The following is an 11,615-nucleotide window of genomic DNA, read 5'->3' on the forward strand; positions in this document are numbered from 1 at the left end:
AATTTAATCACACAGGAATTGTAATGAGCGAGAGCTTTGCAGAGTTATTTGAAGAGAGTCTAAATGAAATCGATATGACCCCGGGAGCAATTATTGCGGGTGTTGTAGTAGATATTGATAGCGACTGGGTTACAGTAAACGCTGGCCTAAAGTCAGAAGGTGTTATACCTCTATCTCAATTTGTTAACGAGAGCGGTGAAGTCGAATTAAAGATCGGTGACTCTGTTGATGTTGCACTAGATGCTGTTGAAGATGGCTTCGGTGAAACACGCCTATCTCGTGAGAAGGCTAAGCGTGCTGAAGCTTGGAAAGAGCTTGAGAAAGCATTTGAAGCTGAAGAAATCGTTAAAGGTGTGATTAACGGTAAGGTTAAAGGTGGTTTCACTGTTGAGCTGAAAACTATCCGTGCCTTCCTTCCTGGTTCATTGGTTGATGTTCGTCCAGTACGTGACACGCTACACCTTGAAGGTAAAGAATTAGAATTTAAAGTTATCAAGCTAGATCAGAAGCGTAACAACGTTGTTGTTTCTCGTCGTTCAGTGCTTGAAGCTGAAAATAGTGCAGAACGTGAAGCATTGCTTGAGTCAATGGCTGAAGGTATGGAAGCCAAGGGTATCGTTAAGAACCTTACTGACTACGGTGCTTTCGTTGACTTAGGTGGTGTTGACGGTCTTCTACACATTACAGATATGGCTTGGAAGCGTATTAAGCATCCAAGTGAAATCGTAAATGTTGGTGACGAGATCAATGTTAAAGTATTGAAGTTTGATCGTGAGCGTAACCGTGTTTCACTAGGCCTTAAGCAGCTAGGTGAAGATCCATGGGTACAGATCAAAGAGCGTTACCCAGAGAATACTCGTGTAACTGCGCGCGTAACTAACCTAACTGACTACGGTTGTTTCGCAGAAATTGAAGAAGGCGTTGAAGGTCTTGTTCACGTTTCTGAAATGGATTGGACTAACAAGAACATTCACCCATCTAAGGTTGTTCAGTTAGGTGATGAAGTTGAAGTAATGGTTCTTGATATCGATGAAGAGCGTCGTCGTATTTCTCTAGGTATTAAGCAGTGTCACGCTAATCCTTGGGAAGAGTTCTCAAGCAAGTTCAACAAAGAAGATAAAGTTAGCGGTAAGATCAAATCTATCACTGACTTCGGCATCTTCATTGGTTTGGATGGCGGCATTGACGGTCTAGTTCACTTGTCTGATATTTCTTGGCACGAAACTGGCGAAGAAGCTGTTCGTAAGTACAAGAAAGGCGACGAGATTGAAACTGTGATTCTTTCTGTTGATCCAGAGCGTGAGCGTATCTCTTTAGGTATCAAGCAGCTTGAGCGCGACCCATTTGCTGAATACGTGCAGGTTAACGATAAAGGTACTATCGTTACAGGTACTGTTAAGTCAGTAGATGCGAAAGCAGCTATTGTAGAACTTGGCGAAGATGTTGAAGCGACTTTGAAAGCTTCTGAAATGAGTCAGGATCGTGTTGAAGATCTAACTACTCAGCTTAAAGAAGGCGATGAAGTAGAAGCTAAGATCATCAATATTGATCGTAAGAATCGCGTAATTAATTTGTCTGTTAAGTCTAAAGATATCGATGACGAAAAGCAGGCGATGAAAGAAGTTCGTGAGAAGCAAGTTGAGTCTGCTGGACCAACTACAATCGGTGATTTGATTAAAGAGCAAATGCAAAACAAGTAATGCGCTTTCATCAATACAACTAACTGGTTGTAATATAATCAAAAAAAACGGGCTATAGGCCCGTTTTTTTTGTTTTTTTGGTTTCTTTGTCTACACTGAAAAAAAGCAACGTTATTGTTGAGTCTTTTAGGGATCGAACAGTTAATGACAAAGTCCGAATTAGTTGAAATTATTGCTGCGAAGCAAACGCAGTTGTCAGTCAAAGATGTTGAGCTGGCGATAAAAACACTTATTGATCTTATGTCTGATACCTTGTCGTCAGGGCAGCGTATTGAGATTCGTGGGTTTGGTAGTTTTTCTCTACACTATCGAGCACCAAGGATGGGTAGAAATCCGAAAACAGGTGAGTCTGTTAGTCTTCAGGCAAAGCATGTGCCTCACTTTAAGCCAGGTAAAGAGCTTAGAGATCGTGTAAATGAGAGTCTAAAAGAAGGCTATTAATCAAATTCGCCTCTAATATAGTCAGCGTGTTAACATGGTAAAGATCTAGGCACGTTTCAATATTTGAGTCAGGTTTTATTAATGGCACGTATTTTATTCGCTCTTTCATTTCTTCTTTTTGTAGTTATTCTACTCGCTTGTGTTGTTTTTGTTTTACGAAATGATGCGCTTGTAGCTGTGGATCTATTATTTGTCGAGTTCACCTCTCTTAGTGTGGGGTTTTGGGTGTTAGGCAGCTTGGTTGTTGGCCTCATTCTTGGTTTCTTATTTTCTGTACCGACTCAGATTTCCCTTTTTGGTTCGAAAAAAATTAAAGATAAGCGTCTCCAGACAACAGAAACTAAACTGTCGAGACTTAAAAGAGCGACCTCAAAAGGCTAGTAAATGGAAACTGCGCAGCTCTGGGTTTTTCTGTTTTTAGCGCTTTCTTTAGGCTGGTTGCTCGGATATAGCGCTAAGCAGAAAAGGTCTCCTACTAGCGAACCTAGCCAAACAAAGGTCGGTGAAAAGCACCGACTCCAGCTGCTTTTTGATAGTTATTCCGATGATGCTATAGATCGATTGATTAACTCCCTGGAAGTATCCGAAGAAACTCTTCAAACACACATCTCTATCGGTACGCACTTTAGAAAACAAGGTGAGGTAGAGAAAGCTATACTAATTCACCAGAATCTAATGGCTCACCCAGAAATCTCAAATGAAGCCAGTGATGCTGTGATATTTGAGCTAGCAAAAGACTATAAAGCTGCAGGCCTTTTCGATAGAGCAGAGTCTTTATTGTTACAATTAACACAATCTAAAAGATACTCCTATCGTAGTCAGGTTTTATTACTTGATATCTGTGAGCGTGAAAAAGACTGGTCAGGCGCATTGGTCATTGCTAAAGAGATTGATTTAAGGCGTCATCCCGAAATAAAGATTCGACTGTCTCAGTACTATTGTGAGCTTGCTGAGGAAAAGCTAAAAAGTAACCAGCAAAGGGAAGCAATCAATTTATTTAAGCAGGCTTTGGGAGTTAATAAATTGTGTGTCAGGGCTTTGCTTGGACAGGCTGCGCTTGCTCAACAGGATGAGAGGTATGGAGAAGCTATTCGTTTCTTAAAGCAAGTTGCAGAAATAGCTCCTGAAGACATCATTTTAGCTTTGCCTCTTTTGTTAGAGTGCACCGTCAAGACAGAATCTTTTGATCAGCATCAGGCGTATCTTAAAAACCTTTACGAAGATACAGGGCAGATGCCAGTGATGTTGGCAGTCGTTGCTTCAATGGAAGCTCAGGGGCGTAAGGATGAAGCATTTGAATTCCTGCTTGACCAGCTTTCCAGTTTGCCAAGTCTTCGAGCATTAAACTATTTATTTAGTATGGAGGGCATGTCTGATGACATTCACCCGAAGTTGGCTCGCCAATTGATTAGAATTATATCCCGTGAGAGTGATAAGAAAGAGAAATACCGCTGTTCTCAGTGTGGATTTAACGGTGGGCAGCTGCACTGGAATTGTCCTAGTTGTAAGAGCTGGCAGACGATTAAACCGGTATTAGAGTATGAAAAAAAGGTCGTGAATTAAACGATTTCGGAATTGTAAGGATTTATATGCAAGGTACAGACATGTCTTCGGTAGAACAAAAATCACCACTAATAGTTGCGCTTGATTACCCTGACTCGGCAAGTGCAATAAAAATGGCTGAGTCTCTAGACCCCTCATACTGCCGGGTAAAGGTCGGGAAGGAACTATATACACGTTGTGGACCTCAGATATTGGAGTCCCTGCATGGTCTTGGTTTTGAGGTGTTTCTCGATCTAAAATTTCACGATATTCCAAATACGACAGCTAATGCAGTTGCTGTGGCTGCAGACCTTGGTGTCTGGATGGTAAATGTTCATGCATCTGGTGGACGGCAGATGATGGAAGCCTGCGTTTCCAAGTTAACTAGCTATCAGAAAAAGCCCTTGTTGATTGCTGTTACGGTGTTGACTAGCATGCAAGACGCAGACCTTCATGAGCTTGGTTTGGAGGTGTCAGCGCAACAGCAGGTAAATCGATTGGCCGAGCTCAGTAGAGATGTAGGAATGGATGGCGTAGTGTGTTCTTCACACGAGGTAGCTGAGTTAAAGGCTAACTTAGGGGCTGACTTTAAGTTGGTGACCCCGGGAATAAGGCCTGCATTTGCTTCAGTGGGGGATCAGAAGCGGATTATGACACCGTATGAAGCTGTTCAGGCTGGCTCAGACTATTTGGTGATAGGTAGGCCAATTACTCAAGCTGATGACCCAATGGATGCCTTATCAAAGATAACCAAGGAGCTGGCGCTTGGGTAAGGTTTCAAAAAGCTTGATAGCTTTGTTCTGTTTTGTTCCTGTTATGCTTAGTTTTGCCGGGCCGGAATCGAAACATGAAGCGTCAAGCACTTTGGGTTTTCCCGTAATAAGCTATCTAGCGCATATGCAGCAGACCTATACATTCGTATTGATAGGAGAAGCGGAACGGTCATTCCTATTTTTTGATGTCTATGATGTCGCTTATTACCGAAGTGTTTCCCAGTCTAACAAGAGTAATTATGCAGAGCTTCTAACTCTGAATTATGAAAGAGATTTGCCTAAAGAGAAGGTTCACAATGCTTTGTCAGAAGGGCTTGAGAAAAATCTTTCAAATCACGACTTTCAGGCGCTTTCTCAAGAAATAACTAAGCTGGTGTCCAGTATCAATACAGATGTAAAAGAGGGAGACTCTCTCAAAATATTCTTTAAGCCAGAGGGGAAGGTGAGTTTTTATTACAATAACGTGCGTGTTTCCTCATTTTCGAATACAGCCCTCTCTCGTGCTTTACGTGCGATCTGGTTAGGGGGGCAATCTGTTGTAGATCAGGCGATGTTAACTAAAGGCCTGAATTAAGATTTTGATCTTTTAAGGCATACTTTCACAAATCTTACCCAATTAACTTGTTATCTGCTCTGATTTCTATCACCCTTAACTGCTCGCTCAGTGACATTAGGTGGAAGGAGGCTTGTGTGAATAAAATCGCAGGGAAACTTGAGGTCTCACGATTTGAAATTCCGTATAGGCTATATGGCTCTTCAGATAAGTTAATGGTATGCATTGGCGGTGCAAAACAAACCATGTCTGCATGGCGCAGTTTTGTCTCTCGTTTTCAAACTGAATACAGCATCCTGGTATTTGACTTGCCTGGGCAAGGGCGTGCAAAAATTAACTACGGTTGCATGGGGGTATCGCTTGAAGAGCAAGTGGATGCCTTGCATGAGTTATTAGTCAGAATTGATGCGCAAAAGTACTCTAGTCGATATTTAGTTGGCGGCTCTTGGGGCTCAATTGTTGCGGCTTCTTATTTGGATCGTTATCCGGATTTGTTTAATCGGGCTGTTCTTGGCAGTTTTGGCACGCGTGCAAATTCAGTCCTTCAGGTAATTATAGATCAAGTTCAGTCTTATATTGAGCAGGGGCGTGGCGCTGAAATTGCGCCATTGATGATAGAGAAGTTTGGCCAACTTATTCCTGAGCATTTAAAGCGCCAAATTATTAGCCAGTTTAATGATATGAGTGAGGAGCAGTATGCATCATTTTATGAGCATAGTCGGTCGGTTACTCAGATGGGGGATCTTAAGCAGCATATTGAGTTGAGCTCGATTGCGATTCCCGTGCTAGTTGTTATGGGGCAGTTCGATACCATTATGGACCTCTTTGACACGCGTAAAGCTACTAAAATGCTGGCGAATGGAGAGTTTCAGCTAGTCAAAGGGGTGGGGCACTTTTTGCATTGGGAGAAGCCTGAACTACTTGAGACTTACGCTGAGTTTTTTGAGCGCACTGCTGAGGAGTCACAGCATTGCAGCGCCAACTAAAGCCAATTTAGTTTAGGTTGATACTTCATATGCAATCAGGTGCTCTGCGTCGATTGCGATATTAATGGTTTCTCCGATATTAAAATCCTGGTGGCTAGGGAAGATGACATCGAGAGCCGTATCAGAGGCAAGCTTTAATTGGTATTGGGTTGAGGTGCCTGCAAAAATTTTCGAGCTGACGACGGCATTCAGGTTTGCTCCTGGTTTATAAATTACATCGTCGGGACGAATTAGTATTTCAATCCTGGTTTTTTCTGGCCAGTTATAAGCACGATTGCCTTGAATCACACCGACCTCACTTGAGAAGGTATCGGGTGTTAAGGTTTCACCTTTGATAAAGGTGCCGTGTCCAATAAACCTAGCGACAAAAGGATTTACGGGTTCGTGATATAGCTCGTAGGGTTTTCCCCATTGTTGAACTTTTCCTTGATCAATAACGCCAATATAGTCACACATAGCGAATGCTTCTTTCTGATCATGAGTCACTAATATTGCACTGATTCCTAAAGTCTTAAGAATGTTCCTGATATCAATGCTTAGACGGTTGCGTAGCTCAGCATCAAGATTTGAAAAAGGTTCATCTAGTAGGATAAGTTCGGGTTCAGGCGCTAAAGCTCGTGCTAGCGCTACTCGTTGTTGTTGCCCGCCAGACAGTTCATGTGGAAAGCTGTTTTGATAGCCATCTAGGTCGACTAAGTGAATTAACTTTTCAATATGAGCTGACTTTTCGGTTTTGTCCTTAATGCCTGTGAGGCCGAAAGCGATATTTTGGCTGACGCTAAGGTGGGGGAAGAGGGCATAGTCTTGAAATACCATGCCAATCCGTCTTTTCTCGGGGGCTTGTACCTTGTTGGTACTGGATATAGTTAAGCCGTTCAAATTGATTGTGCCGGCTTCAAGATTCTCAAAGCCGGCGATAGCGCGGAGAATGGTGCTTTTGCCACACCCACTTGGCCCAAGTAAACAAGCTATATCACCTCTGACCAGCTTAAAAGAAAGGTCTTTAATGACGATTAGGTTTTCATAGTTGCACTGTACATCGTTAACTTCGAGTATATTGCTCATCTTTGTTGGTGAAGACACGTGCTACTAAATCCTTTCTTATGTTTACTTAAGCATTACACAATAAAAACTCAAGAAGTGCCTTTTGAGAATGTAATCTATTTTCTGCTTCATCCCAAACGACTGAGCTGGGGTGATCCAGCATGTCGTGACTAATTTCTTCTCCACGATGTGCAGGCAGGCAATGCATGAATAGGGCATCAGAGTTCGCTACGCTCATTAGTTCCGGGCTAACTTGATAGTCTTTAAACTTGTTGATGCGCTCTTTTTGCTCTTCTTCTTGCCCCATTGATGCCCAGACATCAGTTACAACTAAGTCGGCATTTTTGACGGCGGCAATTGGGTTTCGTACAATATGAGCATGTTTTTGATTCTTTTTGAGCAACTCGTTATTTGGGTCGTAGCCGACGGGTGATGAGATGACCAACTCGAAGTTAAGTAGTGCTGCAGCGTTAATGAAAGAATGGCACATATTATTACCATCACCGACCCATACGACTTTTTTGCCTTCGATTGAGCCTCTATGTTCGTGATAGGTTTGCATATCGGCAAGTAATTGGCAGGGGTGGAAGTCATCTGTAAGGGCGTTAATGACTGGCACCGAGGAGTGTCGTGCAAATAATGCCAGTTTCTCATGTTCGAAGGTTCGAATAGTAATTGCATCAACCATACGTGATAGTACCCTAGCACTATCTTCAACCGGTTCTCCACGACCCAATTGCGTATCCCGAGGAGACAAAAATAGAGATGAACCACCAAATTGAGCCATGCCAGACTCGAAAGAAACACGAGTTCGGGTAGAAGACTTCTCGAAGATTAGTGCTAAAACGCGATTTTTGAGAGGCTCATAGATATTACCTTGCTTATGCTCGGTTTTAAGTGTGATAGCTCGCTCAATAACTTGCTTAAGCTCTTGGCTGGAAAGGTCATTTAAGGTTAAGAAGTGTCTTAGTGCCATTTGTCTCTCAATAAATAAACGATTTGATCGTGGAGGTAGAGTGTTTCCTGCCCAGTTAAGAGCGGGGCCTGCTGCGATCGTCGGCAGAATATAGGCGAATGATTTGTACGACGGCGTCAATTAAGAATTCACACTCGTCGTCACTCATATTCAGTGCCGGTAGAAGTCGAATCACTTTTTCGGAAGTGACGTTCAATAGTAAGCCTTTTGCCTTGGCTAGTGGAACGAGCTCTAGGCAAGGTTCGGTCAGTTCAATGCCGATCATTAAGCCCCTGCCGCGAATATCAGCAACGTAGTTAGCTGCCAAAAGTTCATTCTCAAGTTCTTTAAGAATGCGTTCTCCGAGAACAGATGCTCTATCACAAAGCTTATGGCTTGTAATTTCATTGATTGTCGCTAGTGCAGCTGCACAGCCAAGAGGGTTTCCGCCGAAGGTCGAACCGTGAGTGCCGGGAGTAAGAACATCGGCTGCGCTGCCTTTTGCCATGCATGCACCAATAGGGTAGCCATTGGCGATGCCTTTTGCAGTTGTCACAACGTCAGGTGTTACATCATACCCTTGATAAGCAAAATAATTACCCGTTCTGCCGTTACCTGTTTGAACTTCGTCTAACATCAATAGCCAGTCATTCTCATCGCAGATCTGACGCAAAGATTTTAGGTAACCGTCCTCAGCGATTGAGAGACCTCCTTCACCTTGAATGGGCTCGACTAGAATTGCGACAACATTAGGGTTCGATTTGGCAATCGCTTCAACAGCTTTAACGTCATTGAATGGTGCTCTAACAAAGCCGCCTAGTAAAGGCTCGAAGCCCGCTTGTGCTTTTCGGTTTCCTGTCGCGGTCAAGGTCGCCATAGTCCTGCCGTGGAAAGATTGATCCATGACGATAATCGTGGGAGTCTGTATACCCTTGTCATGCCCATACTTTCTGGCTAGCTTAATAGCGGCTTCATTCGCTTCAGCACCGGAGTTGGAAAAGAAAACTTTTTCCATACCTGATATTTGGCATAAGGTCTGTGCAAGTTTGACTTGTAAAGGCGTGTGATAAAGATTTGAACAGTGGAGTAGGCGGCCGGCCTGATCTTTGATTGCTTTGGTAACTGCGGGGTGTGAATGGCCAAGGCCGCAAACAGCTATACCAAAAAAGGTATCAAAGTATTTGTTTCCGTCAGTGTCGTATAGCCAGGCGCCGTCACCATTTTCAAAAGCAACAGGTAGTCTGCCATAAGTGCTCATCAGCGGTTGATCGTTGTTCATTTCAGTCTCTTATTAACGCAAAAAGGCAGCTAAATGCTGCCTGTATAAAGATAATATGTTAGCTTGATCTTTCATGGTAATCAATTGTTTTTGGGCTTCAATTTTTAGCCTGCGATCAAGATGTATCTGGTGATACTTGATCCTTGGAAAATGTAGTTGATGTATTCTGGTTACCATATTCAAATCTTGTGACGAATTGAGAGTTTTTATTGTGCTTAATGCGGTTGAATTAGCGGTGTTTTCGGGTCAAATAAAGTCGATATGTGAAGAAATGGGCCTGGTTTTGCAAAGAAGTGCTTTTTCTCCAAATATAAAAGACCGTCTTGACTATTCCTGCGCTTTTTTTGATTGTGATGGAAAAATCGTGGCCCAAGCTGCGCATATTCCTGTTCATCTCGGTAGCATGGCTTATGCAATGACCCGAATAGTTTCTGAGTTTGATTGGAAGCAAGGCGATGTTCTGGTTTTAAATGATCCTTTTAAGGGTGGGACTCATCTTCCTGATGTAACATTGATTGCACCATTCTTTGTTGGTGAAGAGCTAAGTGGCTTTGTTGCGAATCGTGCGCATCATGCCAATATCGGTTGTGATTCTCCTGGCTCAATGCCGCTTTCAACAAGCTTGGAAGATGAAGGCGTAATTATTTCTCCCCAAAAACTATATTCTCAAGGAAAACTGAATAAGGTTTGTCTCGAATTATTATCAAGCATAGAAAAGAACACTAATGCCGACGATTTGCCAGGAGATTTTATTGCACAGCTCAGTGCGAACGTTGTAGGTCTGGAGCGCCTGGAACAGTGGTTTATTGAGTCGCGGATGACACGTCAGAGTTTTGTTCAAGGCATTGAGCAATTGAATGACTATGGTAAAACGCTTGCAGCGAATTACCTAGAGCGTTTGCCGAAAGGGAGGGCTAGTTTTTCAGATTACCTTGATGGCGACGGGGTAGGTACTGAAAATATTCTAATTAAAGTTGAAGTGTCTATCGATAGTGAGGGAATTACGCTGGATTTTACCGGAACATCAGCACAGGTTAAGGGGAATCTAAATTGCCCTCTTAGTGTATGTGCTGCGTCTGTGTACTATGTGTTTGCAGCACTAATGCCAGCGTATGTACCTCATTGTGATGGGGTGTTCAAACTGATTAATATCTCTGCGCCCAGTGGCTCGCTACTAAATGCTCTACCTGGAGCTGCCGTTTCAGCAGGGAATGTTGAAACAAGTATGCGTGTTGTAGATGTTGTGCTTGGAGCATTGCATCAAATAGGACTTAAAGTGCCTGCCGCCTCACAGGGAACGATGAATAATGTTGCGATGGGAGGGACAGCTCCGACGCCATGGAACTATTACGAGACAATCGCTGGTGGAGCAGGGGCAGGTGAGTTATTTGAAGGTATTACTGCGCGCCAGTGTCATATGACGAATACGCTTAACACGCCCATAGAGAGCCTGGAGCTTCATTATCCGATGCAGGTTATGCAATACGGTATTAGGGCGGGCTCTGGTGGCATAGGGGAGCATTCAGGTGGAGATGGCGTCATCCGCTCTTACCTGTTTAAGCAGGCGGCTCAGGTCACTTTGTTAACTGAGCGTCGCTCGAAAGCTCCGTGGGGACTCGAAGGTGGTGCTGAAGGGTGCCCAGGTAAAAATGTACTTAATGCTAGGGTGCTGGATGGTAAGGCAGAGTTTAAGGTAGGGGCGGGTGATGTTTTAACGATCAACACACCTGGTGGCGGAGCCTGGGGGGAGAAACTCTGAAAAAATACCTGACTAATATGGTTGGTCTTATCAAAAGATAGTAAACTAGGTGGCGAAAGATTTAACTCTACAGGTAAATACCGATGTCAATAATGGATACGATTAAAGAGCAACTTGAAAGCAATGATATTCTGCTATACATGAAAGGCTCGCCTCAGCAACCACAATGCGGCTTTTCTGCCAAAACATCACAGGCGCTGATGGCTTGTGAGGAGCGATTTGCTTATATTAATATTTTAGAACACCCTGAGTTGAGAGAGAACCTTAAGGTTTACTCAAGTTGGCCGACATTCCCGCAGCTATACATAAAAGGTGAACTTGTAGGCGGTTGTGATATTGTCACCGAACTGTACGAGTCTGGTGAGCTGAAAAAGATGGTAAGCGCTGCTGCTTCCGCTGAATAAGTTGTACTTTAGCCGACTTTAATCTCGTCTCAAGGTCGGCTCTCTTCTTCTTTTTTTGTGTTCTAGTTATTTACTGATGTTTTTGTTTTGGNAGANAAGCCGCATTGTGGTTGCTGAGGCGAGCCTTTCATGTATAGCAGAATATCATTGCTTTCAAGTTGCTCTTTAATCGTATCCAT

At 43.3% G+C, this 11,615-nt stretch carries 12 protein-coding genes and 1 pseudogene; 9 read left to right on the forward strand and 4 right to left on the reverse strand.

What is annotated here, in order from left to right:
* The first annotated feature begins 23 nt into the window (after positions 1 to 23).
* From rpsA to A3766_RS21155, 7 genes are all read left to right on the forward strand, one after another.
* Entirely contained in the window at positions 24 to 1,700 is a 1,677-nt protein-coding gene (gene rpsA / locus A3766_RS21125; RefSeq protein WP_068509310.1) for a 30S ribosomal protein S1, read from the forward strand.
* A gap of 144 nt (positions 1,701 to 1,844) precedes the next feature.
* Positions 1,845 to 2,141, forward strand: a complete 297-nt coding sequence (locus A3766_RS21130) for an integration host factor subunit beta (RefSeq protein ID WP_068509308.1) — start codon at positions 1,845 to 1,847, stop codon at positions 2,139 to 2,141.
* 81 nt (positions 2,142 to 2,222) lie between these two features.
* A complete protein-coding gene (locus A3766_RS21135) occupies positions 2,223 to 2,522 on the forward strand; it encodes a LapA family protein (protein ID WP_068509306.1) in 300 nt (99 codons plus the stop codon).
* Between the two features lie 3 nt (positions 2,523 to 2,525).
* Complete coding sequence (locus A3766_RS21140; protein ID WP_068509305.1) at positions 2,526 to 3,704, forward strand: tetratricopeptide repeat protein; 1,179 nt, start codon at positions 2,526 to 2,528, stop codon at positions 3,702 to 3,704.
* Positions 3,705 to 3,730: 26 nt separating this feature from the next.
* A complete protein-coding gene (gene pyrF, locus A3766_RS21145; RefSeq protein ID WP_082865164.1) occupies positions 3,731 to 4,456 on the forward strand; it encodes an orotidine-5'-phosphate decarboxylase in 726 nt (241 codons plus the stop codon).
* Positions 4,449 to 5,030, forward strand: a complete 582-nt coding sequence (locus A3766_RS21150) for a chalcone isomerase family protein (RefSeq protein WP_068509304.1) — start codon at positions 4,449 to 4,451, stop codon at positions 5,028 to 5,030. Before pyrF ends, A3766_RS21150 begins: the two co-directional genes overlap by 8 nt.
* A gap of 116 nt (positions 5,031 to 5,146) precedes the next feature.
* Positions 5,147 to 5,995, forward strand: a complete 849-nt coding sequence (locus A3766_RS21155) for an alpha/beta fold hydrolase (protein WP_068509302.1) — start codon at positions 5,147 to 5,149, stop codon at positions 5,993 to 5,995.
* Positions 5,996 to 6,007: 12 nt separating this feature from the next.
* Here the strand turns inward: A3766_RS21155 and A3766_RS21160 are convergent, their stop codons facing one another.
* The 3 genes from A3766_RS21160 to A3766_RS21170 are packed head-to-tail and all read right to left on the reverse strand — an operon-like array spanning position 6,008 to position 9,273.
* Positions 6,008 to 7,078, reverse strand: coding sequence for an ABC transporter ATP-binding protein (locus A3766_RS21160; RefSeq protein WP_231872213.1), 1,071 nt, complete (start codon positions 7,076 to 7,078; stop codon positions 6,008 to 6,010).
* Positions 7,079 to 7,106: 28 nt separating this feature from the next.
* Positions 7,107 to 8,015: an ornithine carbamoyltransferase gene (gene argF, locus A3766_RS21165; protein ID WP_068509298.1), complete on the reverse strand. Its 909-nt coding sequence runs from the start codon at positions 8,013 to 8,015 to the stop codon at positions 7,107 to 7,109.
* Positions 8,016 to 8,070: 55 nt separating this feature from the next.
* Positions 8,071 to 9,273 carry an aspartate aminotransferase family protein gene (locus tag A3766_RS21170; protein WP_231872212.1) on the reverse strand — a complete coding sequence of 401 codons (1,203 nt, stop codon included), beginning with the start codon at positions 9,271 to 9,273 and terminating at the stop codon, positions 8,071 to 8,073.
* Between the two features lie 211 nt (positions 9,274 to 9,484).
* Here A3766_RS21170 and A3766_RS21175 point away from each other — a divergent pair, with 211 nt between their 5' ends.
* Positions 9,485 to 11,032: a hydantoinase B/oxoprolinase family protein gene (locus A3766_RS21175; protein WP_068513276.1), complete on the forward strand. Its 1,548-nt coding sequence runs from the start codon at positions 9,485 to 9,487 to the stop codon at positions 11,030 to 11,032.
* 83 nt (positions 11,033 to 11,115) lie between these two features.
* Positions 11,116 to 11,436 carry a Grx4 family monothiol glutaredoxin gene (gene grxD / locus A3766_RS21180; RefSeq protein WP_068513273.1) on the forward strand — a complete coding sequence of 107 codons (321 nt, stop codon included), beginning with the start codon at positions 11,116 to 11,118 and terminating at the stop codon, positions 11,434 to 11,436.
* Positions 11,437 to 11,522: 86 nt separating this feature from the next.
* Here grxD and A3766_RS32150 read toward each other — a convergent pair.
* A pseudogene (locus A3766_RS32150) lies at positions 11,523 to 11,615 on the reverse strand (monothiol glutaredoxin, Grx4 family); the annotation flags it as partial.

Source organism: Oleiphilus sp. HI0132 (assembly GCF_001635845.1).